At 38.8% G+C, this 26,240-nt stretch carries 30 protein-coding genes and 2 riboswitches; of the genes, 15 read left to right on the plus strand and 15 right to left on the minus strand.

All coding sequences use genetic code 11. The features are described 5' to 3' along the window. Positions 1-25: 25 nt before the first annotated feature. The 6 genes from kdpC to NST66_RS14535 form a co-directional block, all read right to left on the minus strand. Positions 26-592: a potassium-transporting ATPase subunit KdpC gene (kdpC, locus tag NST66_RS14515; protein ID WP_033580609.1), complete on the minus strand. Its 567-nt coding sequence runs from the start codon at positions 590-592 to the stop codon at positions 26-28. 13 nt (positions 593-605) lie between these two features. Beyond that, positions 606-2,681: a potassium-transporting ATPase subunit KdpB gene (gene kdpB, locus NST66_RS14520; protein ID WP_033580608.1), complete on the minus strand. Its 2,076-nt coding sequence runs from the start codon at positions 2,679-2,681 to the stop codon at positions 606-608. A 21-nt stretch (positions 2,682-2,702) separates the two neighbouring features. Continuing rightward, positions 2,703-4,364: a potassium-transporting ATPase subunit KdpA gene (gene kdpA / locus NST66_RS14525; RefSeq protein ID WP_196246106.1), complete on the minus strand. Its 1,662-nt coding sequence runs from the start codon at positions 4,362-4,364 to the stop codon at positions 2,703-2,705. A gap of 24 nt (positions 4,365-4,388) precedes the next feature. Next, positions 4,389-4,475: a K(+)-transporting ATPase subunit F gene (gene kdpF, locus NST66_RS29295; RefSeq protein WP_080754503.1), complete on the minus strand. Its 87-nt coding sequence runs from the start codon at positions 4,473-4,475 to the stop codon at positions 4,389-4,391. 291 nt (positions 4,476-4,766) lie between these two features. After that, positions 4,767-4,907: riboswitch (cyclic di-AMP (ydaO/yuaA leader) on the minus strand. Positions 4,908-4,922: 15 nt separating this feature from the next. After that, a complete protein-coding gene (locus NST66_RS14530) occupies positions 4,923-5,060 on the minus strand; it encodes a hypothetical protein (RefSeq protein WP_155278280.1) in 138 nt (45 codons plus the stop codon). Between the two features lie 72 nt (positions 5,061-5,132). Then, a riboswitch (cyclic di-AMP (ydaO/yuaA leader) is annotated at positions 5,133-5,275 on the minus strand. 158 nt (positions 5,276-5,433) lie between these two features. Then, positions 5,434-6,501 (minus strand): undecaprenyldiphospho-muramoylpentapeptide beta-N-acetylglucosaminyltransferase, encoded by a 1,068-nt coding sequence (locus NST66_RS14535; protein ID WP_029714620.1) that lies wholly within the window; start codon positions 6,499-6,501, stop codon positions 5,434-5,436. Between the two features lie 177 nt (positions 6,502-6,678). On the opposite strand from NST66_RS14535, the gene NST66_RS14540 reads away from it, so the two are divergent. Beyond that, complete coding sequence (locus NST66_RS14540) at positions 6,679-7,014, plus strand: CHY zinc finger protein (protein WP_033580606.1); 336 nt, start codon at positions 6,679-6,681, stop codon at positions 7,012-7,014. A 19-nt stretch (positions 7,015-7,033) separates the two neighbouring features. Here the strand turns inward: NST66_RS14540 and NST66_RS14545 are convergent, their stop codons facing one another. Next, on the minus strand, positions 7,034-7,348 hold the full coding sequence (locus tag NST66_RS14545) for an ArsR/SmtB family transcription factor (RefSeq protein ID WP_013083811.1): 315 nt from the start codon (positions 7,346-7,348) through the stop codon (positions 7,034-7,036). A 204-nt stretch (positions 7,349-7,552) separates the two neighbouring features. Between NST66_RS14545 and NST66_RS14550 the strand changes: the two genes are divergently transcribed. From NST66_RS14550 to NST66_RS14565, 4 genes are all read left to right on the plus strand, one after another. Beyond that, positions 7,553-7,837 carry a putative quinol monooxygenase gene (locus NST66_RS14550; protein WP_013057729.1) on the plus strand — a complete coding sequence of 95 codons (285 nt, stop codon included), beginning with the start codon at positions 7,553-7,555 and terminating at the stop codon, positions 7,835-7,837. A 29-nt stretch (positions 7,838-7,866) separates the two neighbouring features. Further along, complete coding sequence (nfsA, locus tag NST66_RS14555; RefSeq protein WP_016764733.1) at positions 7,867-8,604, plus strand: oxygen-insensitive NADPH nitroreductase; 738 nt, start codon at positions 7,867-7,869, stop codon at positions 8,602-8,604. Between the two features lie 93 nt (positions 8,605-8,697). Beyond that, on the plus strand, positions 8,698-9,135 hold the full coding sequence (locus NST66_RS14560) for a hypothetical protein (RefSeq protein WP_033580605.1): 438 nt from the start codon (positions 8,698-8,700) through the stop codon (positions 9,133-9,135). Between the two features lie 115 nt (positions 9,136-9,250). Beyond that, positions 9,251-9,931, plus strand: a complete 681-nt coding sequence (locus NST66_RS14565) for a DUF4397 domain-containing protein (RefSeq protein ID WP_033580604.1) — start codon at positions 9,251-9,253, stop codon at positions 9,929-9,931. Positions 9,932-9,966: 35 nt separating this feature from the next. Here NST66_RS14565 and NST66_RS14570 read toward each other — a convergent pair whose 3' ends face one another. Continuing rightward, the gene (locus tag NST66_RS14570) at positions 9,967-10,500 is read right to left on the minus strand and encodes a GrpB family protein (protein WP_028412757.1); all 534 of its coding nucleotides are present in this window, start codon (positions 10,498-10,500) and stop codon (positions 9,967-9,969) included. Positions 10,501-11,071: 571 nt separating this feature from the next. On the opposite strand from NST66_RS14570, the gene NST66_RS14575 reads away from it, so the two are divergent. Further along, positions 11,072-12,823 carry an SH3 domain-containing protein gene (locus tag NST66_RS14575; protein ID WP_033580603.1) on the plus strand — a complete coding sequence of 584 codons (1,752 nt, stop codon included), beginning with the start codon at positions 11,072-11,074 and terminating at the stop codon, positions 12,821-12,823. Between the two features lie 29 nt (positions 12,824-12,852). On the opposite strand, the gene rpsN is transcribed toward NST66_RS14575, so the two are convergent. After that, positions 12,853-13,122: a 30S ribosomal protein S14 gene (rpsN, locus tag NST66_RS14580; protein WP_028414364.1), complete on the minus strand. Its 270-nt coding sequence runs from the start codon at positions 13,120-13,122 to the stop codon at positions 12,853-12,855. Between the two features lie 419 nt (positions 13,123-13,541). Between rpsN and NST66_RS14585 the strand changes: the two genes are divergently transcribed. From NST66_RS14585 to NST66_RS14595, 3 genes are all read left to right on the plus strand, one after another. Beyond that, positions 13,542-13,817, plus strand: a complete 276-nt coding sequence (locus tag NST66_RS14585; protein ID WP_013057736.1) for an AbrB/MazE/SpoVT family DNA-binding domain-containing protein — start codon at positions 13,542-13,544, stop codon at positions 13,815-13,817. Positions 13,818-13,937: 120 nt separating this feature from the next. Continuing rightward, positions 13,938-14,399, plus strand: coding sequence for a DinB family protein (locus NST66_RS14590; RefSeq protein WP_098625888.1), 462 nt, complete (start codon positions 13,938-13,940; stop codon positions 14,397-14,399). 187 nt (positions 14,400-14,586) lie between these two features. After that, a complete protein-coding gene (locus NST66_RS14595) occupies positions 14,587-15,354 on the plus strand; it encodes a class I SAM-dependent methyltransferase (protein ID WP_176343829.1) in 768 nt (255 codons plus the stop codon). A 15-nt stretch (positions 15,355-15,369) separates the two neighbouring features. On the opposite strand, the gene NST66_RS14600 is transcribed toward NST66_RS14595, so the two are convergent. Continuing rightward, entirely contained in the window at positions 15,370-16,050 is a 681-nt protein-coding gene (locus NST66_RS14600; protein ID WP_033580601.1) for an FHA domain-containing protein, read from the minus strand. A gap of 318 nt (positions 16,051-16,368) precedes the next feature. Here NST66_RS14600 and NST66_RS14605 point away from each other — a divergent pair, with 318 nt between their 5' ends. Continuing rightward, positions 16,369-16,503: a hypothetical protein gene (locus NST66_RS14605; RefSeq protein WP_255219782.1), complete on the plus strand. Its 135-nt coding sequence runs from the start codon at positions 16,369-16,371 to the stop codon at positions 16,501-16,503. A gap of 74 nt (positions 16,504-16,577) precedes the next feature. Here NST66_RS14605 and cobT read toward each other — a convergent pair whose 3' ends face one another. Beyond that, a complete protein-coding gene (cobT, locus tag NST66_RS14610; protein WP_033580600.1) occupies positions 16,578-17,615 on the minus strand; it encodes a nicotinate-nucleotide--dimethylbenzimidazole phosphoribosyltransferase in 1,038 nt (345 codons plus the stop codon). A 162-nt stretch (positions 17,616-17,777) separates the two neighbouring features. On the opposite strand from cobT, the gene NST66_RS14615 reads away from it, so the two are divergent. Beyond that, the gene (locus NST66_RS14615; protein ID WP_033580599.1) at positions 17,778-18,644 is read left to right on the plus strand and encodes a YitT family protein; all 867 of its coding nucleotides are present in this window, start codon (positions 17,778-17,780) and stop codon (positions 18,642-18,644) included. Between the two features lie 66 nt (positions 18,645-18,710). Continuing rightward, the gene (locus NST66_RS14620; protein WP_033580598.1) at positions 18,711-19,067 is read left to right on the plus strand and encodes a hypothetical protein; all 357 of its coding nucleotides are present in this window, start codon (positions 18,711-18,713) and stop codon (positions 19,065-19,067) included. A gap of 328 nt (positions 19,068-19,395) precedes the next feature. Here the strand turns inward: NST66_RS14620 and NST66_RS14625 are convergent, their stop codons facing one another. Together NST66_RS14625 and NST66_RS14630 are read right to left on the minus strand one after the other, a co-directional pair. Continuing rightward, entirely contained in the window at positions 19,396-19,842 is a 447-nt protein-coding gene (locus tag NST66_RS14625; protein ID WP_033580597.1) for a GNAT family N-acetyltransferase, read from the minus strand. 186 nt (positions 19,843-20,028) lie between these two features. Next, a complete protein-coding gene (locus NST66_RS14630; RefSeq protein WP_033580596.1) occupies positions 20,029-21,198 on the minus strand; it encodes an MFS transporter in 1,170 nt (389 codons plus the stop codon). Between the two features lie 360 nt (positions 21,199-21,558). Here NST66_RS14630 and NST66_RS14635 point away from each other — a divergent pair, with 360 nt between their 5' ends. Beyond that, on the plus strand, positions 21,559-22,122 hold the full coding sequence (locus NST66_RS14635) for a YitT family protein (RefSeq protein ID WP_033580595.1): 564 nt from the start codon (positions 21,559-21,561) through the stop codon (positions 22,120-22,122). 29 nt (positions 22,123-22,151) lie between these two features. On the opposite strand, the gene NST66_RS14640 is transcribed toward NST66_RS14635, so the two are convergent. Further along, positions 22,152-23,036, minus strand: coding sequence for a diacylglycerol/lipid kinase family protein (locus NST66_RS14640; protein ID WP_028414373.1), 885 nt, complete (start codon positions 23,034-23,036; stop codon positions 22,152-22,154). Positions 23,037-23,224: 188 nt separating this feature from the next. Between NST66_RS14640 and NST66_RS14645 the strand changes: the two genes are divergently transcribed. Continuing rightward, positions 23,225-23,689, plus strand: coding sequence for a DUF4306 domain-containing protein (locus NST66_RS14645; protein ID WP_223260182.1), 465 nt, complete (start codon positions 23,225-23,227; stop codon positions 23,687-23,689). 54 nt (positions 23,690-23,743) lie between these two features. Here the strand turns inward: NST66_RS14645 and NST66_RS14650 are convergent, their stop codons facing one another. After that, positions 23,744-24,847 carry a citrate synthase/methylcitrate synthase gene (locus NST66_RS14650; RefSeq protein WP_033580593.1) on the minus strand — a complete coding sequence of 368 codons (1,104 nt, stop codon included), beginning with the start codon at positions 24,845-24,847 and terminating at the stop codon, positions 23,744-23,746. Positions 24,848-25,256: 409 nt separating this feature from the next. Between NST66_RS14650 and NST66_RS14655 the strand changes: the two genes are divergently transcribed. Further along, positions 25,257-26,171: a LysR family transcriptional regulator gene (locus tag NST66_RS14655; protein WP_013083830.1), complete on the plus strand. Its 915-nt coding sequence runs from the start codon at positions 25,257-25,259 to the stop codon at positions 26,169-26,171. Positions 26,172-26,240: the final 69 nt, after the last annotated feature.

A 26,240-nucleotide genomic window follows, 5' to 3' on the forward strand; every position in this document is an offset into this window, starting at 1 on the left:
CAGTACATGAAGCGAGTGCATGTAATTAGCGCTCTCGTTGAACAGCTAAATTTAGCTCTACTACATTTACTCGTTTTTCACTAAAAGCCCCTTGCTGAGTATGTTCTTTGATTAACTGTTTTAGCGTGTTGGCTTTAATATGTGTGGCTTTTGCCACACGCTCTACTTGTGCATATGCAGCTTGTGGCGTAATGTGAGGATCGAGTCCAGAAGCTGAATTTGTGACGGCATCAATTGGAATTCCTTCTTTGGGCACTTCGTTTTCTTTTTTCCACGCCGCTACGGATTTCTCGATACGATTCGTAAGATCTTTATTTGAAGGTGCTAAATTCAACGACCCAGATCCTGCCCCGTTATAATCAATACTAGAGACTCTGCCGTGAAAAAATGCATTGCTTGTAAACTGCTGCCCAATCAGCTTAGAACCGATAACTTGATGATTGTTTGAATAGATTAGGCTGCCGTTTGCTTTACTTGGAACAGCTGTTTGAGCAATACCTGTCATCACAACAGGATAAATAAGACCACAAAGTATCATCATCATAATTGTTAAGCGAACAATAATGCTTCCCGTTCGTTCTGTTTGTATCATCGTTTCTTCTCCTCTACATCACAAATGAAAGTAATAAGTCAATCGCTTTAATCCCAATGAATGGAACTAATACCCCACCTAATCCGTAAATGAACAAATTTTTTCGCAGCAGTGCGTTAGAACTCATCGGCTTATACGCAATTCCCTTCATGGCTAAGGGAATTAACAGCGGGATAATGACCGCATTAAAAATGAGCGCTGACAACACCGCAGATAGTGGTGAATTCAGCTTCATTACGTTAAGAGCCTCCATTTGCGGAATCGCCAAGGTAAACATCGCTGGAATAATCGCGAAATACTTAGCAATATCGTTTGCGATGCTGAATGTAGTTAAGGCACCCCTTGTCATTAATAGCTGTTTTCCAATTGAAACGACTTCAATAATTTTAGTAGGGTCAGAATCTAAATCCACCATATTTGCTGCTTCTTTAGCAGCTGAAGTTCCGCTGTTCATCGCTAGACCAACGTCAGCTTGAGCAAGTGCAGGGGCATCGTTTGTCCCGTCACCTGTCATCGCAACTAGCTTGCCTTGCTGCTGTTCGTATTTAATCACTTGAATCTTGTCTTCTGGCTTGCATTCCGCAATAAATTCATCTACTCCCGCTTCTTTTGCAATGGTTGCTGCGGTTAACGGATTATCTCCTGTACACATGACTGTTTTAATACCCATTTTACGAAGTTCATCAAAGCGTTCTTTCATTCCTGGTTTTACCGTGTCTTTTAAATAAATCAAACCGTAAATTTTATTATCAGCGGCGACGGCAAGCGGCGTGCCACCAGCTCCTGCAATTTCGTTTGCTTTTTGCTGTAAATCAGAGGGAACCTTTCCGCCATTTGACTCTACCCATGCCGTGACGGCGTCCACTGCCCCTTTTCGTACAGACACATTCTGTAAGTCAATGCCGCTCATTCGCGTTTCAGCTTTAAATTCAACAAACGTTCCTTCGGTTTTTCTAAGATCTTCTACTCCCATGCGATTTTGAATAAAATCAACAACTGAGCGCCCTTCTGGTGTTTCATCATAAAGCGAAGAAACAAACGCCCATTTGTAAAGTTCACGTTCGTCTATGCCTTCTACAGTCGTTAACTGATGAGCCATTCGGTTCCCAAACGTAATGGTGCCGGTTTTATCTAAAATAATTGTATTGATGTCACCAGCTGCTTCTACTGCTTTTCCTGACATAGCAATCACGTTAAACTGCGTGACTCGATCCATTCCAGCAATTCCAATGGCCGATAATAATCCTCCAATCGTCGTAGGAATAAGGCAGACGAGCAGTGAAATTAAAATAGCCGTGTCGAGTTGAAAATGTAAATAGTTTGTAAAGACAGGAAGCGTCACAACAACTAGTAAAAAAATAATCGTCAAACTTGTCAAAACCGTGTTTAGCGCAATTTCATTTGGCGTTTTTTGACGCTCTGCTCCTTCAACAAGCGAAATCATTTTATCTAAAAACGATTCACCTTGCTCACACGTAATTTTAATTGTAATTTCATCGCTGACAACTCTTGTACCTCCCGTTACAGAGTTAAAATCCCCGCCTGCTTCTTTCATAACAGGTGCCGATTCCCCCGTAATGGCCGATTCATCAACGGACGCCAGTCCTTTAATAATTTCTCCATCTCCAGGAATCATTTCGCCTTGTGAAACGACGACGATATCTCCTTTTTTTAGTTGCGATGCCGAAACTTGTATCATTTGCCCATTTTGAAGTTTATTAGCCGTAATATCCCCTTTCGATTGCTTTAATGAGTTTGCCTGTGCTTTTCCTCGACCTTCTGCTAATGCTTCTGCAAAATTAGCAAAAACAATGGTAAAAAATAACACGAGAGATACGGCAACATTAAACCCTGTGCTTACTTTACTTTCTCCGAAAAGGTCCGGAACAACGGCTAAAAAAAGCGTAATTATAAACCCGATTTCTACTACGAACATGATAGGGTTTTTTATCATCGTTCTTGGGCTGAGCTTGATAAACGCCTGCTTTACTGATTGAATAAAAATCGATGAAGCTTGTGTATCTACAGAACCTTGAATATGACTGTTGCGATCCAATTCAATATTATTTGCAAAATTCCGTTTATTCATTATGATCCTCCGCTTTCTTGATTACAGTGTTAAATACTCAGCAACCGGCCCAAGCACCAGCACTGGGAAAAACGTAAGTGCTCCTACAATAACGGTAGTTCCAATTAAAATGCCGCTAAATAAAGACGTATCCGTTTTAAATGTTCCAGGTGTTTCGGGAACAAGCTGCTTAGATGCTAGTGAGCTCGATACCGCCAGCATTGTAATTAGTCCGAAGTAGCGTCCAATATACATAACAATTCCCGTAGAAATGTTCCAAAACGGCGTTGCGTCACCGAGTCCTTCAAAACCGGACCCATTGTTTGCTGCTGACGACGTAAATTCATACAGTGCCTGACTTAAGCCGTGAAAGCCAGGGTTTGATATACCTTCCATTCCTAAATGAGTAGTGAGCGCTACGGCTGTTCCTCCTAAAATTAGCAGCGGCTGCAGAATAAGCGTCACGGCGATTAGCTTCATTTCTTTTCCTTCAATTTTTTTACCTACGTATTCTGGTGTTCTTCCAACCATTAAACCTGATAAAAATACGGCAATGATGACGTACATCATAACATTCATAAATCCTGCTCCGACACCGCCAAATACGGTATTTAACATCATATTTCCAAGCGTTAATAACCCGGTAAGAGGCGTCAGGGTATCGTGCATGGTGTTGACTGCACCTGTTTCACTTGCTGTCGTCACGATGGCGTAAAGCGTCGACATGCCGACACCAAAACGGACTTCTTTCCCTTCCATATAACCGCTCGCTTCATTTAGATGAAAAGCACCAAGTCTTGGATTGCCTCCCCACTCTGTTACAAACGCTGTGCTTAAAATAACGATAAACAGCATACTCATCGCTACAAACAAGATGCGGCCTTGCTTACGCTGTCCGATCATTTTTCCGTACGTAAAAGGAAGGGCTGTTGGCAATAAAAGCATAAGGACGATTTGTAATACATTGCTCCACGCGTTAGGATTTTCAAATGGATGAGCTGAATTGACACCAAAAAATCCCCCTCCGTTGTTTCCTAGCTCTTTAATTGAAAGAAAAGAAGCAACTGGTCCCCTTGCTATTTGCTGTGTTGCTCCTTCTATTGTATGGGCAGTCACCGTTCCGCTTAACGTTTGAGGGACACCTAAAAACATAAATAAAATGCCTGTTATAAAAGCGATAGGAAGTAAAATACGCGTAATTGACTTTACAAAATCAACAAAAAAGTTTCCCATTTCTTTCCCTGCCAGCCCGCGAATAAAAGCGATTGCTACTGCAAGTGCCGTTGCTGGTGCAGCAAACATCATAAATACAACGGCGGCCATCTGCGAGAAATAGGACAAACCTGATTCGCCGCTGTAGTGCTGCAAGTTCGTATTTGTCATAAAACTAATGGCCGTGTTAAAAGCAAGAGCCGGATCCATTCCTTTGATGTGGCTTGGGTTAAGCGGCAGTACCCCCTGAAACCGGAAGATAAGGTACACCACAAAAATCATAAACGTATTTGTTAACACAAGAGCAAATGCATATTGCTTCCACGTCTGATTAAGCCCTTTAATTCCTGCTGCTTTAAACATCACCGTTTCTATCTTTCCTATCAAGCTAGTGTTTTTATCGTTTGAAAACACATTCGCTATATAAATACCTACGGGCTTTGCAATAAGCGCTACAAAAACAAGCAGCAGCGCAACTGATAGTAGAAAAATCCCCACTTTTTATTCCTCCGCTTATTAAAATTGTTCTGGATTTAACAGTACATACACTAAATAAATTAAAACGAGAACTGAAATACCTAACAAAATGAACGACACGTTCACTTCTCCTCTCTTTCATCTACTACATGAGACGACCAGCAAATAATTCCGTACATAGCAGCTGTTAATATGACAAGCGTTCCAAGCATGATCATATCCAAGTTGCTCCCTCCTAACTGTTTCCTAACAAAAATGATAGCTTCTAAGTTTAGTGACGGTTTCTTTTCATAAAGCATCACGTCCAAAAAAGCTAACCGTGAGACGTGATGCTATTTTTTTCCACTAAAAAACCGCAGAAGAGAGTTCTCTTCCGCGGTTTAATGCACGACAAATAAGCCGTGATTGACACGAATTTTTTACTCCCAAAACGCTTACGGAGTTAGCTGTCGGATTCGGGTTATGGAAGTAACCCTACTCAGTTAAGAGATTCACCCCTAGTACATACGTACAAAATATTGGGTCCCCCGCTCATAATTGATTAAGCGTATCTTTGTTATTTAATTTTTAGACTTAATAATAGTTTTTACTGCTGCGTTTAAAACTTTGATTAGCTAACGTAGACAAATAGCGGTTTGCTAGATCAAAAGATTGCTGATCGCACATGGCCCGATATTCAATCATTTGAATCATTTGCTTAGATAAATGCATCCTGACGCTCCTTTCACCTATATTTTGAAAGGAGCGTACTATCCGCTGTTATAGAAAACGACCACGATTACACCATCCTCTCTCTTAACGCTTACGAAGTTAGCTGACGGGTTCGGGTCAAGAAAGTAACCCTACTCAATTAAGAGATTCACCCCTGATAATTGGGTCCTCCGCTCTTTCCTTCTCTTTCAGAAAAGACTCAGCGTTTCACAGTGGAACGTTTCATGAGAGTAATCTTACTCCTGTTAAAATTTACTGTCAACAACATTTTTTGAAATTTTAAAAGCTTTATTTTTCTATATTTATTCATTATTTTAAAATAATAATTTCAGAAGAAAAAAGCGTTCTTATCGAGGAGATAAGAACGCTTTTTTTAGCTCATTTTCTCAATTTCATTTACAAGAATTGAAATGGCATCCGTTTTTGTTGCTTCACGCATTGTACGCTTCATCGTACTTGCCTGCTGCTGAAGCTCATTTACTTCACGCAAAAACAGTTCTTTTGTTAACTGCTCTTCTTCTACAACCATACAGTAGCCTTTTTTCTTAAAGGATTGTGCATTTAAAATTTGATCTCCGCGACTCTGTGCTTTTGATAAAGGAATAATCATCATCGGTTTATGAAGAGCTAAAAACTCAAAAATGGCATTGGATCCGCCGCGTGTAATCACATAATCAGTTGCCGCTAGAACATCAGGAAGCTGTTCGTTTACGTATTCTAACTGACGGTATCCTGACTCTTTTTCAAGGCTTGTATCAATATTGCCTTTTCCGCAAAGGTGTACAATTTGGAATTTCTTTTGCAGTTCAGGCAAAGACTCTCGAACGATTTCATTAATACGGCGTGCTCCTAAACTTCCCCCCATAATCGTTAAAATGGGGCGCTTATCATAAAAGCGTAGCCAGCTTTCCCCGTTCGCTGCGCTTCCGCTAAATAGCTCTTTTCGAATAGGTGAACCAACAACCTGCACTTTTTCTTTTGGAAAGTAGTTTGCGGCTTCATCAAAAGAAGTGAAAATTTTAGTGGCAAATTTCTGCGCAATTTTATTTGCCAGTCCCGGTGTTAAATCACTTTCATGAATGAACACGGGAATGTTTAAAGATTTAGCAGCCATTACCACAGGAACTGTGACGAAACCGCCTTTTGAAAAAACAAGAGAAGGCTTTAACTTTTTCAGCACGCGACGCGCATCGCCAACCCCTTTTGCTACTCGAAATACATCTTTTACATTTTCCATATCTACGTATCGACGCAGCTTCCCGCTTGAAATCGCATGATATGGAACGTTTAATTTTGTAATTAATTCTTTCTCAATACCATTGTGAGAACCGACATAATGGATATCCCATTTTTCACTGTCTAATTCTTTCATGATGGCAATGTTTGGTGTTACGTGTCCAGCTGTTCCGCCTCCGGTAAAAACGATAACTTGCTTACTCATTTTTTCTTCCTCTCTTTACTTCACTTAATCGATCTGTTTTGACATCAATTTTTATCTGATCTTTTTAGCATGCAATCTGACATGTAAAACGATGGTTTTATTATAGCATTTTTCTTTTTACATATGTATGATAAGGCGTATAAAAGCATGCTATACTTTTCATAAGGAGTGATGATAATGACCAAATCTGTACCTGCAGTAAAAGGTGACACAGTGGATTCCGAAACGCGCTGTACGCACTATCATACGGATAAAGATATTATTGCAATAAAATTTTATTGCTGTCATACATATTATCCATGCTATCAATGTCATAACGCACATGCGGATCACGACATTAAAAGATGGCCAAAATCTATGTTTAATGAAAAAGCTATTCTTTGCGGAGTATGTAAACATGAGCTTTCAATTAATGAATACTTAACCTGTAACTCGACTTGCCCTCACTGTCGTTCTTCTTTTAATCCTGGATGCAGCCTGCATGGACACATTTATTTTGAACAAAAAAGCTGAACAAACCATCGTTCAGCTTTTAAAATAATTGCTCATCTATATTTATAATGGAAGGAAGCAGACCTGGGAACAGTTCCTCAAGTTCTTCTAAACGCAAGGAATAATAGTGCTGCGTACCTTCTATACGTAGTTTGATAATTCCAGCTTCGCGAAGTACTTTAATATGATGTGATAGCGTTGATTTTGATACATTTAATTTTTGATAATACGAACAGGTCTGCTCCTTTCTTGTCGCTAAACACTGTACAATTCGCAGCCGGTTAGGATCACTCAATGCATGTAAAATAGGCGTTAATTTAATTTCAGATTTCGGTGGTTGATAAGGTTTTCTCATGCTTAAAATATAACACAGCTTCTTTTGTGTATCAATGTTCGATAACTTTCGAACTAAATTCCTTGCACTGTTATTTAATCGGTGTTATAGTTTCATTGTTCGATGATATTCGAACTTATCTTCATTTTAATCGTAAATTGAATGAAAGATTAAAAACAAAACAAATAATATAAAGCACCATCATTATTAAAGGAGGAATCACCCATGATTCATTTACAAGCTTCAATGAAAGTTAACCCAGCAAAAAGAGAAGAATTTTTAGAAAACGTACAAGAACTAATTAAGCATTCTTTACAAGAAGAAGGAAACAGCAACTATCAACTATTTGAAGATGCTTTTACACCTAACACATTTATGATGATTGAAGAGTGGAAAAGCGAAGAAGCAATTCAAGCACACAATAAATCAGCTCATTTCCAAAGTTTTGTAGCATTTGCTCAAACTGGCGTACTTGTAGCACCTTTAGATGTAAAAACATTACAAGGCTAAAAATAACTTCTTTGAAAGGATGACGCATCATGAATGAAGCAATTCGTACAATTCAAGATCATCGTTCTATCCGTCAATATACAGACGAAGCAGTAAGCGACGAGCATTTAGATACAATTATTCAATCTGCTCAGTCAGCCGCTTCTTCTATTAACGGACAGCAAGTAACTATTATTAGCGTCCAAGATAAAGAAAAGAAGAAAAAGCTTTCAGAGCTTGCAGGCAACCAAGCGTGGATTGACCAAGCTCCTCTATTTTTAATCTTTTGTGCAGATTTTAATCGTGCTAAGATTGCAGCTGAGCTTAACGATGCGCCTCTTGGTGTAACCGATGGACTTGAGTCAATTTTAGTGGGGGCAACCGATGCTGGAATTTCTTTAGAAGCAGCAACAGTTGCAGCAGAGTCACTCGGTTTAGGTACAGTACCAATCGGCGGAATTCGCAGAAAGCCACTAGAAGTCATTGAGCTCCTAGATTTACCGGAATACGTATTCCCAGTAAGCGGTCTTGTCGTTGGACATCCGGCAGATCATTCTGCGAAAAAGCCTCGATTGCCACAAGCTGCTGTGCACCATCGTGAAAGCTATAATCATGACTTAAAGTCATTGATTCAAGACTATGATGCTGAAATGGCAGAGTATATGAAAAAGAGAACAAACGGTGCAGATGACCGCAACTGGTCACAAACTGTATCCGCTATTTACAAAACCATTTATTATCCAGAAGTTCGAGCGATGCTTGAAAAACAAGGATTTAAATTCGAATGATCAAAAGCTGCGATGTTCATCGCAGCTTTTTTTATCTACTTTAACAGCGTCTTGAATAGACTAAAAGTAATACTCGATAAATGAGGTGTTTGGATGGAGTTTATTTTAATTTGTAATTTTCTTTTAGGTGCAACGGCAGCGTTTTTATTGGTGCCGGCTTTTACAAAAAAGAACACCCTTCACGTGACTTTGCTGTCTCTCCTTTTCCTCCTTTCAATTGTTCCAACCTTTCTTCTCGCTAATCCACATATCGGCGTTTTACCTTGGGCTATTCGAGACGGTCTTCTATTGTTTTCCGCTTTCCTTTTCTTTTATCTAACCTTCACTTTAAGCAGATGGAAAACACTTTTGTTTTTTCTTCTCCTTTTACTGTCAATTGCTCCTCTTGCCTACGTCGTATATGATGACTTCACGCATACGTATATAGATGCCAATATCGGACTTGGCCTAGGCTTTTTATTGACGTGGCTCTTAACAACCTTGTACAATATTTTGGCTATTCTTCGATTTTTCCGTCAGAAATCTCAGTAAACACGTTAAAAGTTAACAAACAAACGAATAGTTGATTTTATTTAGTATACGCTAACAACTGCACAGTCCTTCTCTTTACATAAAGCTGTGTATACTAAAAAAGGAGTGATACTTGATGAAACGACTATTCGTAATGGTAGCAGTGATTGCCTTCTTGGCACTTAGCCGCATGTTAGTATTTGCCGCTGAAACACCTCCTGCTGCAGATGAGCGACCAGCTCAAAATGCAGAAGTTCGTATCGTTCATGCTTCACCGGATGCTCCAGCTGTAGACATTTTTGTGGATGACAAAGCTTTAGTAGAAGGAGCAAAGTTTAAAGATGTCTCCAACTCCCTGCCTTTGTCAGCTGGTTCTCATAAAGTAGAAGTATACGAAGCGAAGACAAAAGGAACAAAAGATTCCATCATCGAAGCTACCCTTGTTGTAGACGGTGGAAAATCGTATACAGTAGCCGCTGTAAATAAAGCCGAAAATCTTGAACTGCAGGCTTTCACGAATAATAAGCAAGGGATGGATGGAAAAGCAAGCTTACGTGTTGCTCATTTATCTCCTGATGCTCCTGCGGTAAACGTAGGTCCTAAAGGGGCTGCTCCTTTATTTAAAGATCTGTCTTTTAAAAGCATTTCAGGTTATCAAGTAGTAAATCCAGGTTCGTATGATTTATCTGTTTCCACAGCAGACGGAAAAGAAATACTAAGTCTTCCTGGAACAAATCTTCAAAGCGGTAAAAACTATACGGTTCTCGCAGTAAATACTGCTGATAAGCTTGAGACCATTGTTTTACAAGATAATTAATTAAAAAAACGTCATTTCAATTGAAATGACGTTTTTTATAGACTGCGCTGAATGAATTCTTCTTTTTTGTACTCATAGGTAGAAATATCGTTCCACAATCGTTTTGAAAGCTCGTATTTCATACCTTCATATTTTTTTCTAGCACGTTCGCTCGAGCGTAACTGCTCCCTGAAATTAATTCGTTCATTCCAGTAAGGTGATTCACTGACCGTTACGTACACATGACTTCTTCTAGCATCATGTGGAATGAGCTTACGGGCATTTTTAGCTGTCATAATTGGAGGGTAGTGTGCAGCTGGAACGCCTTCTTTTAATAAGACGAACATCTCTTTTTCCGCTACGTATACGTGAGATTTATTTTTTAATATAGCGCGCACTTCATTTATGTCTTCTTCGCGTTTGACGCCGATTAAAATATCAACGATTGGTGAACCTGCCAATCCTGGAACGGACGTGCTTCCAATATGTTCGATGTCTACTGAAAAATCTTTTAGTGTATTAAGTAACGCTTCTTTTTCCATTTGATACAAAAGCGACCACTTTGTTTCATACTGAACAATCTTTCGCATATCAGTTTCCACCCTTTCACTTTTTTATACTGTACCATGTTTCAAAGTAAAAAGAAAGAATTTTCTAACTATTTACTTTTGGTTTATGCTATGAGCTTTTCCATCGATATAGACAGGCTTTATATTATTTTATATATTTTTGTTATTTTTATTCTGAATGTTTCATAATTGTGGATGTTTCCTCCTCCAAAAGATAGATACTCTTTTATTTGCTATCTCTCCTCTATCATATTCACATTCAGCTGCTTTATACTATTTTACATTTTTTCTAGTATAAAACATGTCCTCAAAACATCGGTGAACAAAGGGCTAAAGACCTTTAAATGCCCTTAATATCCCTACATTTCATCTTTGATATAATTATATTTTACATTAATGTAAAATTTTATCGTTAAGGATGGCAGATAGTTCAAATTCATTATACAATTGAAATTCGACATATAGTATGATGGATAATATCGGCATTATGAGATAATAGTAGATTTAACTCAAAATTTTGGGCTATTTGCCGATATATGCTTTGTATACTAATTAACTTATGTTGAAATTTGTAATTTGCAAGGAGGAAAAAATGAATAAAAAACATGTCATGTACACAGCCGTTTCTTCTGTTCTTTTAAGCTCTTCATTGCTTTTGCATTCGATTGACGCAGATGCAGCTGAATCGGCCAAAGTAACTGCTACATCTTTAAATGTACGTGCAACGCCTAGTACAAGCGGCGCTATCGTTGGAAAAGTAACGAAGGGAAACACCGTTAATATAGTAGATGAAAGCAAGGGATGGGCTAAAATTACGTATAACGGTAAAGAAGCTTGGATTTCATCTCAATACATAAACAAAACACAAACAAACAGTACGTCTACGGCAAATTCGACATCCAAGTCAGCCGTTGTTAACGCCAGTTCATTAAATGTTCGCTCTTCTGCGAGCACAAGCGCGTCTATCGTGACGAACTTATCCCGAGGTTCCAAAGTAACGGTGGTAAAAGAAAGCGGATCTTGGTCACAGATTAAAACGGCAGCGGGTCAAACAGGCTGGGTAGCGAGTCAGTACCTACAAGCAGGCTCCGGTTCTTCTACACCGACTAGTAACTCGAGTTCTACGACATCCAAGTCAGCTGTTGTTAACGCTAGCTCATTAAATGTTCGCTCTTCTGCGAGCACAAGCGCATCGGTCGTGACGAACTTACCGCGCAATTCAAAAGTAACGGTGGTAAAAGAAAGCGGATCCTGGTCACAGATTAAAACAGCATCAGGTCAAACGGGCTGGGTAGCGAGTCAGTACCTACAAGCAGGCTCCGGTTCTTCTACACCGACTAGTAACTCGGGTTCTACAACATCCAAGTCAGCTGTTGTTAACGCTAGCTCATTAAACGTTCGCTCTTCTGCAAGCACAAGCGCGTCTATCGTGACGAACTTATCCCGGGGTTCCAAAGTAACGGTGGTAAAAGAGAGCGGATCCTGGTCACAGATTAAAACAGCATCAGGTCAAACGGGCTGGGTAGCAAGTCAGTATTTACAAGCTGATTCCGGACAGTCTTCACAAACAGCCCAGTCGATTCAAATTACAAAAGCTTCAAATTTACGCAGTCAGCCGAGCTTAAGCGCGGGCATTATCCGTGTAGCCAAAGCGGGCGAACGATTCAAAAAAGTAGGCGAAACGAATGACTGGGTGCAAATTCAGTACTCTGCAAGTCAAACAGCATGGGTGTCAAAAGGGTTAACAGCTGCAGCTGGTTCTACAACTTCAGCTAGTTTGCCTTCCCCATCTGCTGCTTTAAAAGATAAAATTATTGTAGTAGACGCTGGACACGGCGGATATGATCCTGGTACTTCAGGCAAGTCATCGATTGAGAAAAAACTAGCGTTAACAACCGCAAAACTTGTGGCAAGCCGCTTAGCTAATTCGGGAGCAAATGTATTTATGACGCGTTCAAACGATACCTTTATTTCACTGAGCGGACGTGTGAACGTTAGTGAAGCAAAGCATGCAGATGCGTTTATCAGCATTCACTATAACGCTTCTACTTCATCTTCTGCAAACGGCATTGCGTCATTTTATTACAGTGAATCCAAAGATAAAGAATTAGCAAAATATATTCAAGAAAGCATGGCTGAAAATGCGCCTTCTATGAAGGATATGGGGGTTCGTTTTGGAGATTATTATGTTACTCGAGAAAACAACCAGCGTGCTGTACTTCTTGAATTAGGCTTTTTATCAAATGCTCACGATGAGCAAATTGTTTCTTCTAATGCGTATCAGCAGCAAATATCTACAGGTATTTATCAAGGAATTGCTCGATACTTTGCAGCTAATAAATAATAAAAGCCCTCATTATGAGGGCTTTTATACTACCAGCTTGCTTTTTTAACACCTGGGATTTGTCCTTTGTAGGCCAATTCCCTAAAAGCAATGCGTGACATTTCAAATTTTCTAAGATAGCCTCGAGGGCGACCGGTAACGCGGCAGCGATTATTTAAGCGCGTTGGTGAAGAATCTCTAGGCAATTTTTTTAACGCTTCGTAATCTCCTTTTTCCTTCAACTCTTGGCGCAATTGCGCATATTTCGCTACTATCTCTTGGCGCTTTTGTTCTTTTACAACTTTTGATTTTTTAGCCAAACTCTTTGTCATCCTTTCGCTTTATCAATTTTTTATTTGAAATACGTAATCATTACGATTTAATTATTTTGAGCAAGTTACTTTTTAAATTTAATCATATTTTCTTTATTCTTTCAACTTATTTACTCCTGCGCTTACATGTAGCCTTCCCTTACCCCCGGATTGCTGTATAAACATAAATAAAATTGTATGTCAAATGTAATTAATTCCTTCATCTCCTATATCATACAAAGAGCCCTACATATTCCATTTTGTAGGAGGATTTGTATTTACAGATAATATTTCAATAATATTACAGTTCATTTACATATTAATAACTTCGACAAATTTAGCGGTTATCTAGTATATAATCATCTTAGAAATTCCAAAAATAATATTTTGTGTACTCAATAAAATATAAAAGTAAAGGTGATTAAAAAATGAAATCGACTGGTATTGTAAGAAAAGTAGATGATTTAGGTCGTATCGTAATTCCTAAAGAGTTAAGACGTGTTCTTGAAATAGATGTAAAAGATCCTGTTGAAATTTTTGTCGAAACAGATCGAATTATTTTAAAGAAATATGAGCCGAACGGTGCTTGTGCGATTACTGGCGAAGTATCTTCTGACAATGTAACAATCGCAGATGGCAAATTAACTTTAAGCCGCGAAGGTATGGAGTTATTACTTGAAGAGTTAAAACAACGTAATTTCTAATAAAAAGAAAAGCAGCTGCTCACGTGCAGCTGTTTTTCTTTTTATTAAAGTTTTTTCTTCGCTTTCTGATTTTCAGATGCTATACTCAGAAGCGAATACATAATAAAGGAGCCTTTCATCATGACAGTTGAACAAATGACTCATCACTTTTTAGCACATCGAAACGTAACTAATGAATTAATCAACAAAATTGAAGCAGGTCACTACGAATACAAGCCTGCCCCGACATCTATGTCCGCTTTTGACTTATCTACGCATATTTTAACATCCTTTTATGCATTTGCATCAGTGGTAAAATCCGGTGATTTATCTCCGCTTGGTCAACAAGCTGATTTTAGCGGTAAGACATTATCGGACCTTGCAGCTGAATATACGGAAAAAACAGTAGACGTATTACGCTCACTTAGCGAAGCTGACTTAAACAAGACCATTGACGCAACTGCAGCGTTTGGAAGAAAGCTTCCCGGAAGACAGCTTTTACAAATGGCCATTGATCATGAAATTCATCATAAAGGAAATTTATACGTCTACGTACGTGAGATGGGTCATACAGACCTTCCTCTATTTGTTCAGTTCGGTTAATGGTTATAAAATAGTTCGGCTTGTAAGCGCCCAAGCTAGAAGTTTGGTGCGCTTTTTCTTTGGAGTTTTCGGCATAATAAGTAAGATATATGGTATAATTCTATCAATAACTTCATATCTACTATTCAAAGCTTGTTTCTTCTTATAAAACGATCGTCATCATCTTTTACAAAGGAGGAATCACTTCATGAGTCAAACTGTTAATCAACAAAAAATTGCTCAAGTGTATCATCTTCCGTTTGTTTCTTCATTTGGAGGAAGTGCTATGAACCTTCTTTCTCCTCAAGCTGGCGAACATATTTTAGATATTGGCTGTGGCACTGGCGAATTTATTTCGCAGCTCAATAAGCTTCATGTCCGTGCAACGGGCATCGATTGCTCTGAAAATATGATTGAACAGGCTCGTCATCAGTACCCGACTCTATCCTTTGAACAGTTAAACGCCCTTAACCTTCCTTATTACGAACAATTTGACGCAGTTTTTTCCAATGCAACTTTACACGACATCCGTCCCCCTCACCTTGTCATTAAAAATATTTACAATGCTTTAAAACCAAATGGCCGATTTGTAGCAGAATTTTGGGGAAAAGGAAACATGGACGAAATTTTCACAGAAATCATTCGTCAATTTAAAACGTTTGATATCCCTTATAACGATGTAGATTTCCCATGGTACTTCCCTTCTGTAGCTGAATATTCTTCTCTTTTGGAATCACAGAATTTTCAAGTCACCACGGCCATACACTACAGCCGGCCCCTCTTGTTAAAAGGGGAAAGCGGCTTGCGTAATTGGCTCGAAACAAATGCAGCCCCTCTTTTTGCTCACGTGACGACAGAAACTAAAAATGTCCTCATTACGCGCTTAGAAAATCGAATGCAAGACAAACTATTTCAAAACGGATCTTGGCTAGCAGAAGCTAAACATATACGTGTACATGCTGTAAAACGAGATTAAAAAATGGACGTGATTCTATTCACGTCCATTTTCGTTAAAGTGCAGCCAATATCCTTTTCCTCGAATCACTTCGATTTCTAAATATGTTCCTATTTTTTTGCGAACCCGGTAAATCAGCGCATTCAGCTCTTCCGCTGCTACCAGAATTTCTCCATTTGACTCTACTCGTTCAGGCCAAACGCTTTTTTTTAATGCTTCTTTTGAAACAAATTGATTGTTATATTCTAGAAGGTAAGCTAAGCACGCGTATTCTTTATCTGACAGAATATACGTTTCCTCTTTTACTTTTACTTTCTGCAAAATTGGATCTAATGTGTAAAATGGCTTATTTATTTGTTTTAGCAAAGGTCCTAAATCGAGGGTTGCATCCATATCATCATTTCTAAATACTAAAGCTGCCTCCTCATTTGCTAAGGTAATGACATCCTGCTCTTTCAAGAAACGAGGGGTTCCAGGCTGTAACTCTTCTCCGTTTACTTTTGTCCCGTGTTTACTAAACAAGTCTGTAATGAAAAATGCATTGCTTTCGTACGTTACTTCAAAATGCTTGCGTGAAATGTAAGCACTTTGAAAGGCCAGATAAGGCTCCCATTCTTCACTGCTTCGTCCGATAATACAAGCTTTATCTTTTGGAATAGGCACGGAAGCTCCTTCATAAAAAGGAGCACCGTTCCGAATAATCAACATACCGTTCATTGTTTGCTCACACTCTTTTTTAAAATTTTCTGACTCTTATCATGTAATTATAACACTCACATTTATTGAGATTTCTTCCAACTTTGGATAACATCATAGTATAGTCAGTTATATGATAAAGGTTGTTGCCATGTAAGTAAACCTTTAGAGCAGTCCTTTTCTAACTGAAAAAATACGTATTCTTTGCCCTGCTGTAACGTGGATACAATTTTTTTGTAAAATAATTTGTTTTTTAGTAACTTTGACATATGTTCTCTCTTTTTAAAGCGGAGTAAAATAGGAAAATACGTGAAATATTTACATAATGGAGGAAGACCAATGGGACGTTTGCCAAAAGATAGAGAAATTCAAGCGATTAAACGACGCGTTGCACTGGTATTGTTAATTATTGGATCATTTATTTTAACAGGTGCTAGCTTTAGCGTTTATTGGTTTATGATGTTAAAAATATAAGATTTTTTTATAAAATAAAGAAAAAAGACATGGTTTTGTTCCCATGTCTTTTTTAGGTTTATTTTTTTCTAAGTTTATTCTTTCTCAGACACTCCCGCAGATTGAAACGTAGCCATATTAGCAATCATCAGCGAAGCCGAGTGCAGCAGCGGAAATGTAACAGCAGCTCCACTTCCTTCACCTAACCGAAGATTGAGGTTGAGAAGCGGTTTCTTGCCAAGAAGCTTCATTGCACACGCATGACCTTGTTCAACAGATTCGTGACTAGCAAACATATAGTCTCTTGCTTGTGTATTGATTTCTGTCGCTAGAAGAGCTGCAACTGTACAAATAAAACCATCTACTAAAATAGGAATACGGTGAGCAGCTGCCGCCAGCATAGCACCTGTCATCCCTGCAATTTCAAGCCCCCCTATTTTACTAATAATATCAATCGGATCCTGAGGGTTGATGTGCCTGTTTTGCAGCGCTTCTTCAATTACCTTCACTTTGTGGCGCAGTTGTTCGTCAGAAATCCCTGTGCCCATTCCTGCAAGCTTAGAGACTTTTTCTCCTGTCAATACAGCTAAAATAGCCGTGCTTGACGTAGTGTTTCCGATGCCCATTTCTCCCACAATCAAACATTTAATTCCTTGGGCAATAAGCTCTTCAGCTTCTTCATATCCGACTTGAACAGCCAATTCTGCCTCACTGCGCGTCATCGCGTCTTCTTTATAAAAACTTGCTGTGCCCAGCTTCACTTTGCGTTGTACAAGATCCTTATGGGAAAGGTCAGAAGCAATGCCGATGTCAATCAGTTTGAACTGGGCATCTATTTGCCCACTAAACACGTTAATAGCTGCTCCTCCCTGCAAAAAATTTAGCGCCATTTGTGCCGTTACGTCTTGAGGGTAAGCTGAAACTCCTTCTTTTACAATTCCATGATCGCCTGCAAAAACGAGGACTCCTGGCGGCGTGACTGTCGGAAAAGCTTCCCCGGTCATGGCCGCTAATTCAACTGCTATTTCTTCGAGCCTTCCAAGGCTTCCTATCGGTTTGGTTAATGTATCAATATAGCGTGCCGCTTTTTCGCCAGCGCTTGTTTGAAGCGGTGGAATATAAACGTTTATCATATGTACAGCTCCTTTATTTCAGCAAATGTCTACCGTTTAATTTAACAGGATTTTGTTTATTCTGGCTAGTCTTTTTTAAAGTAGATAATTGGATAGAGTTCCCAAGACTTAGTTATACTAGTAAGAGTTGCGTATAGGCAGTATGTTGAAAGGAAAGATTTTATGACAACGAAACAGCACAAAAAGGAAAAGGCAGGTCGGCTCATTTATCGCTACATTATGATGTTAATTGGAGCTTCCTTGGCTGCCGTTTCTATCGAATTATTTTTAGTCCCAAATTCCGTAATTGACGGCGGTATTATCGGTATTTCTCTAATTTTAGTTTACTTAACGAAATTGCCGTTCAGTCTTCTTATCATCATCTTTAATCTCCCTTTTTTATATAGTGGATACAAACAAATTGGTCGTAGCTTCTGCTTTTCATCTATGTTTGCAGTTGTTGCTTTATCCATTGTAGAATCTCAATTGCACCATGTTCCAGCTGTAACATCTGAACCGCTTCTTGCTACCGTATTTGGCGGGCTCCTTTTAGGAGCGGGTGTAGGAACGGTCATTCGTCACGGTGGAGCGTTAGATGGAACTGAGATTTTAGGTATTTTATTAACAAAAAAAATCCCGTTTTCTGTGGGTGAATTTGTGATGTTTTTAAATATCTTCATTTTCGCTTGGGCAGGGTTCGTGCTAGGTTGGGAACAGGCCATGTACTCGATCCTTACGTACTATATTGCGTCTAAGACAATCGATGCGATCATTCAAGGGCTTGATGAAACAAAAGCAGCTTTTATTGTGTCAAATCACTATGAAGAGCTATCAGACGCTATTACGCATCGTCTAGGCCGCGGCGTGACGAAACTGTATGGTAAAGGCGGATTTGAAGGTACAGAAAAAGAAGTCATATACGTAGTTGTGACGCGTTTAGAAATTACCAAGCTTAAAACCATTATTTCTGAAATTGATCCACAGGCATTTACAACCATTATGGATACCCAAGAAGCGCAGGGCGGCAAATTCAAATCAGCCATTCACTAACTATACATAAGCGTGAATTTCTCTGAGCATGCTAATAGCTGACTACCCGTAAAGGAGATCACCACAATGAAAGAACAAATGTCCAACTTATTTAACCAATTAAAACAGTCGGTTTCGGATGTATCTGATAAGTTATATGACAAAGTACATACGCTGCAATCTTCACCAGGAGTGAGTGTTTTTGAACTGTATGAATGGATTAAAGAAAATCCAAGCGCAAGCGTACAAAAGCAAACGCTGCTCGGGATTTCGTACTCTTTCTATGCACTCCACGAAGACGGCGTTTTTTTCTATATGGAAACGAAATATGATTATTTACTTTACATGACTATTTATAGTCCAACACGTCATTATTTCACCTATCATTCTTACCGAGATTCTTTATCAACAGTGACTCCCTTGACGTTTCCTATTACTAAATAATAAAAAGCTCCTCAATCGAGGAGCTTTTTTTATATGGTTATCTTCCTTTTCGGACTTTAAAGATAAACAGCGCAAGTAAAAAACCGCTCGTCGCAGTTACTATTTTCCACGCGTTTAAGATTGGATTTTTTTTCAAGGTCCTGCTCCTTCCTTGCGGCTATACTAAAAATAGGATGGCCGCCTTTCAAACAGCTAGTCCAACTTCCCCCTACTATTCCTACCATCATCTAACATATAGCCCACCGACATTTTCATCAATTTCACTTTTCATACTATAACATATTTTTGCCATTTAGTAGAAGTCTTAAAAGTAAAAGCTGTACTTCTCTTAAAAAAAACGGTATTGAACCCCTGCATTTTCTTTACCGTTCATTTTTTGATAAAGGTTTTGAGCAACTTTATTTTCACTGCTGCACTCAGCGGTCATTCCTGCAAACTCATACTTTTGAGAATAGGCAAGGCAAATCTTAAACAAACGTTCACCAATTTTATTTCCTCTGTTTAAAGGAGATACGTACAAATCTTTTAAGACGCCTGTTTCTTTAAAATAATGGGTGCTCCACGATACGTACACCGTCGCAAAACCTACTAGTTTCCCTTCCAATTCAGCAACAAACTGGATACCGTAGGAAGGATTATTCAATAGACGCTTAATATGTAAAGTTAAAGCTTTCCGGGAAGGGTCAGGCTGCTCGCAGAATTTCACTATATATTCTTGCATTAACGTAGCCAGTCGCTCTCGATCAGTTTCAACCGCCTGTCGAATGACAACCATTTAATCACTCCTTTTAGCTCAACGCTCTTAACATAATTCGATAGCTATACTTTTTTTCCTTTCGTTTTCGTGAAAAGCTCCCTACTTTTACACAAGGGGATATTTAAAGCAAACAACCTTATACGGCTTATGGTTGAGGAGAGAAAATACGCTGTTTTAAAAAAAGGTTGCAAACAGCAACCTTTTTTAGTTAGCAAGCGCATAATTTCGTAAGAATAAACCTACGCAGCCGCTGATTACAATCAGTCCTCCTGCCGTTAGAAACGCCGCCGTCACATTTAGCGAAGCAACAGCGCCAAGCAGCAGCACCGAAAGTCCAAACGTCACATATGAAACGCTCAGCGTAGCTGAAAGCACCTTAGGAAGCTTTTCTAAAGGAACGGCCGTTTGTGTAAGCGTGTAAGAACACGTAGCGCTTATTTGAAGGGCAATGCCAATAGTAAAACTAAGTAAAAGGGAAAGAAACGGCACAGATATCACTCCGAACAATAATGTAAAGAAACCTGAAAAAAGACTGCCTAGTATTACGATATGATAAAGACTTCTCTCTTGCTCAACTGAAATCTTCAGCAAAACGAAACCACCAAGAACCGTTCCAACAAAAAAACTGCTGTTAATATATCCCCACCAAGCTTCATTTTTATTTAATATTTCTTTCACAAACACGTAGACAATAGCTGATGCCCAAACGCCGGCAGCCATCCCTTCTAAAACCTCCATGACTAATAAAACCCGCAGGCGCGGATAATGCCAAATTAGCTTCCATCCCTCTTTTAACCCTTGTTTTTGCTTCGTTTTAGAAGAATGAACGTTCATGCGAATGGCCTGCATGAATACGAGTGACAAACTAAATAACGAAAATGACAGCCATAAAAGGCCGGTAGCATCCCAGCTAATAATCAGAAAGCTTCCAAGCGGATAGGCTGCAATTTGAATCGTTTGATCCGTGACATTAAACATACTGTTCCATTTTAACAGCTTCTCTTTATCTACTAAATGAGGAAGCATAGAGCTTTGAACCGGAGCTGCCCACCCATCGAAAAAAGCAATAAGCGCCACGCAGCACAGCATGCTGATAAGCGACATATGCCACAAAAAAAACATAGACAAAACACTGGTTTTTAACAGCTGAGACACCACAAGAATACGCTTAGCTCTGTAGCGATCTATAAGAAAAGGCACCGTAAAACTGCTCAAAAACTTAGCAGCCGTAATGGTAAACGGAATGCATGAAAGCAGCACAGGAGAACTATTTTGAGCGTAAAGAATGCTGATTAACGCAACAATATATAATACATCTGCTAAATTAGCTTGGCTTTGACCAAACCATAAAAAAAGTACGGAACGATTTTTCACGACAATCCCTCTTTCTTTTTAGTATGACTGAAAAGAAAGAGAATCCTACACGTAATCAACCCCTTTATATAACGGCTTGCTTTTATCGACTTATTACAATCGTATGCTTTTTACAGAACACAACTTTTTTATATATTAAAAAATACAAACAGTTAAACAGTATGGTAAAAAATCAAGAAATTGTCGTGAAAACGAAGTTAGATTAACTATAGAATATCAGAGTTATAGAATCAATACTTTTTACATAATTTTCTTTTTTCTTCTTCTTTACTTCTAAATAACCTAAGCTTGTCATATACATAGATGGACGAGTACTCCCATTAAAATTTAACGTATAGGGTGAGGAATATTTTTTCGAGAGTGGTTTCGATTTGCTGTGGCAGCTTATTAATTGGACTAGGGCTAAACGGATTTATTGCTCCGTATCACTTACTAGACGGTGGACTTATAGGATTTGGGCTTATCGTATATTATGTGTTTGGAACTCCTATCGGAATGTCCATTTTCTTTTTGAACGTACCTGTCTATTTATATGCTTTTTTTCGTCATCGCCAAAACTTTTTTTATGGAAGTATAGGTTTGTTTGTTTCTTTTTTTATGACAGAATGGCTGTCTATTCTCGAAGGCACGCTGGAGCTTCCTTTGCTCTTTAGCTCATTGCTTGGAGGCACACTCGTAGGAATGGGAATAGGACTGATGCTTCGCTACGGCATCAGTTCGGACGGTCTGGATTTAATCGCTATTATTGTATCAAAAAAATGGAAAATTAATATAGGAATAACCATTTTTATCTTAGACAGTACGATTATGATAGTGGGCTTACATATTATCGGATTTACAGCTTTTTGCTACTCCATGCTTGTTATTACGATGAGCAGCATAATGATTATGCTCTTCACTTCTCCGCGATGGCTGTCTTCATAAAAAAAACGCTTGAAGTTTCAGCGTTTTTTTTATTTGTTTCCTACTATCATATTTATGTGATTGTGGAGAACCGTAATCGTTGAAGGTGTTGTCGTTTCTTTTTCTCCATCACAATCTACCGTTTTTTCAGGAGTGGTTTCAATATGGACTTCTTTTGTCCGAAAATGCATAAGGTTGCTTTCAGGGTCAAGCTGTTCCTCATCAGGAGTTGTTTGTAACCATGCCATAACCGGCTCGATTCCCATTTCTTTAATAACGAATACATCTAATAATCCGTCTTGAAATGAGCTGTTTCCTAGCATAGCGCGAGTTCCTCCTAAAAAAGGACCGTTCCCAATTAACACCATAACTGCTTCTCCTTCATAGGAAGCTTTTTCGCTCGTCATTTTTAATTGAAAAGGCTCTGCTTGATTTAACGTTCTACCTACGCTCATGTAGTAAGAGAGCTTACCAAATTTCTCTTTATTTTCTTCTAAAATATTTTCAGATACATCAGCTACGAGACCGATTCCCCAAAAGTTTAAAAAATAATCTTCGCCATGTTTTCCAACATCCACTGCTTCCGTCTGCTTTTCAATAATTTGCTCCACTGCTTTTAAAGGATTTTGATTCATTCCGATTGCACGCGAAAAGTCGTTGCACGTTCCTCCGGGTAAAATAGCAAATACAGGGCGTTGCTTCAGCGGAGCAAGAGCGTTGATCAACTCATAAATCGTCCCGTCTCCTCCTGCTCCAATAATGACATCCGCTTCGCCTTCCAATTTTCTTACCAGCTCGGCACCATCTCCAGGTTGCTCTGTTTTATATAAAGTAACCGCCTCAAATGCTGTGTTTAACCGATCACATATAAAGTCAATTTCATTTACTAATTTTTTGTTTCCTGCGTTTGGATTCAAAATCACTGCTGCCTTCATCTTTCTCTCTCCTCTATTCATATCTTCCGTTTCACCTTTTTTCCCTTTCTTTTGAAAAAACAAACCTTTTGAAATATGAACGTTTTATGAAACCATTCCAATAGTGCTTTTTTTACTTTCAAAACCTGCTATAATAATTTTCGGACTTGTATTAACAAAAGATGGTTATTGAGAGGAGCTTTCTATACGTGTCAATAAAATGTATGACGCAGCTATTCGCAAGTTGTTTTGTTTTTTTACTTTCCTCAGTCGCTACTTGGTATAACGGCTCTTCGATGCTTGAAGGACCTTTATCAGCTAGTTTGACCGGAGGGCTAACAAAGTCCTCGGCGGTTCATCACTATTCTCACATCGATTATTTGTTATATACAATTAAATTCCACCCTCAGTTTCCAATTATGATGATGGTGAGCGGGATTTATTTGATTGTATTACTATCTATTATTGGGTTCAAAAAGCGGTATGGATTGATTAGCTCCTGCTGTTTATGTATCACAGCTCTCTTATGCTACAGCAGCTATAAACTTTCACATACCCCGACCGAAGGTGAACACGCCATGATTACCTCTAGCTTAGCTGCAGCAAGTTTATGCTTAGCAGTCGGATTATTCTATTTATTAAAGCGATTTTATTCTCAAAAAGAATATATTTAACCATATGAAAAAAACGTCGGATCTACCGACGTTTTTTATGTGAAATCCGGTTTATTATTGATTTTGCTCAACTGGCGTATAACCGATATAAGCAGACTGAGGTCGGTAAATACGATTATTTTCTGACTGTTCTACGACATGAGCTGTCCAACCAACCACACGGCTTGCTGTGAAGGTCGGAGTGAATAGTTCAGACGGAAGCTCAACCGCTTTCATAACCGCTGCAGCGAAATATTCTACGTTGGTATAAATGCCTCTCCCCGGCTTGTATTCATTTAGTAATTCAATTGTTTTATCTTCAATTTTAACAATTAAATCAAATAGCCCGTTGTCTCCTGAAATTTGTTTCGATACTTCTTTTAATGCTTCTGCTCTCGGGTCATGTGTACGATAAACGCGATGACCAAATCCCATGATTTTCTCTTTATTATCTAATTTTTTACGAACCCAAGGCTCAATATTCTCTTCACTTCCAATTTCATCAAACATGTTAATAACACCAGAAGGAGCTCCTCCGTGAAGCGGACCTTTCATCGCGCCAATTGCTCCGCATATAGCTGAAACCATGTCAGATTCGGTAGATGAAATAACGCGTGATGAGAAGGTTGAGGCATTCATTCCATGCTCAATTGTCAAAACAAAATAGGCGTTTAGCGCCGTAACCAAACTTTGATCTGGAATTTCTCCGTTAATCATGTATAAATAGTTTGCTACATGATCCAAATGCTCGTTAGGCTCTACTACTTCTAAATCATTCATTTTACGATACCAATAGGCAATAATGGTAGGTGTTACCGCTGTAATCGCAAGCGCCTGCTCTTTTGTCGGAGGCCAGCTGTATGAAGGGTCTCCTAACGCCGAGATACATGTGCGAAGCGCGCTCATCACTTCTGTATCTTTTGGCAAACAGTCCATTAACGCAACAATATTAGCTGGAAGCGTACGATGAGTCACCATCTCTTGTTTAAATGCTTTTAACTCATCATGATTTGGCAGCGTACCGTTCCAAATTAAATAAGAAACTTCTTCAAAAGAATAATTGATCGCCAAATCTTTTGCCCAATATCCGCGATAAATCAGCTGACCTTTCTCTCCATCAACATGCCCTACTTTTGTTTCAGCTGCAACGATTCCTTCTAGTCCTTTAACATATGTCATCTCAACCACTCCCCCAATTATTTTTAACAAACCGGCCCTTTTTTTTATGTACGGCTCGTTTGCAGAATGAATAGACTCACCTTAGTGGTGCACTATACCATTTTATTCCTCTTTCTTAATTGTCAGAACAGTATACAAAATGAACATTTCAACACGTGTTATTTCTGCGCTCGCGGCTTTGTTTTACGGGAGAAAAAAATATTTTTTTAGGATTTTCTTCGAGGGTACTTTTTTGTTAACGCTTACAAATATGCGGGTTTCTAACGTATTTAGAGGAATTTGATGTGCTATTTTTAGATGAATCACTATTCACTTCCTTATGTAAGAGTTTACATTTATTTGAATCATAAGTAAAATAGATAAATAGAATAAATAGTATGAAAACTAAGAATACTAGTGAGGAGAATTTATGGATATTCGAGAACTGCAACATTTCATGGAAGTAGTTAATCAAAAAAGTTTCACGAAAGCAGCAGCTGCAATTCACTTGTCTCAGCCAGCATTAAGTAAAATTGTAAAAAAACTAGAAGAAGAACTCGGCGTAGACCTTTTTGATCGCTCTACTCGAAAGCTGACATTAACCGATGCAGGACAGATTGTGTACGGGCAAAGCCAAAAGCTGGTATCCACTCTTCACGAGCTGCATGCTCTGTTAGATGATTTACGAAATCTGCCTACAGGAGATATTAAAGTAGGAATTCCTCCTTTAGTAGGGACTGTTGTTTTCCCGATGATTGCAAAAAACTTTACATCAAAACATCCTCAGGTGAAATTAGAGCTTGTGGAGCTTGGCGCAAAGCGAATTGTCGAACTTGTAGAAAACGAACAAGTAGACCTTGGCATTATCGTATTGCCTATTCAAAACCCTCTTTTTCACGTCTATCCGTTTATTGAAGAAGAGTTTAATTTATACATTCATCATGAGCATCCCCTGGCAGCTAAATCAATTGTTGCTTTGAGCGAGCTTAGAGAAGAGCCGTTTGTCCTGTTCAGCAAAGATTTCTCTCTTCATGATCGCATTATTCATGAGTGCATTCAAGCGGGTTTTCATCCAAAAATAGCGTACGAAAGTTCTCAATGGGATTTGATTATTGAACTAGTTGCTTCTGAATTAGGTATTGCTATTTTACCAAAGTCCGTGTTTCCGAAAATCAATAATCCCTTTATTAAAAGTATTCCAATTGCCGCACCTACTCCAATGTGGGAGCTCGGCATCATTTTGAAAAAAGATCGCTATATGTCATATGCTACACGAGAACTTTTATCCTTCCTAGTAGACCAAGACATCATTTTGCCGTCTCATACGATGTCAGCAAACTCTTAACAAAAAAGCCTCTTCTTTCATTAGAAAGAGGCTTTTAGTCATCTTTTATATCTTTCTTCAATCTTTTTT

Origin of the sequence: Priestia sp. FSL W8-0524 (assembly GCF_038005965.1) — a bacterium.
Lineage (GTDB): Bacteria > Bacillota > Bacilli > Bacillales > Bacillaceae_H > Priestia > Priestia zanthoxyli.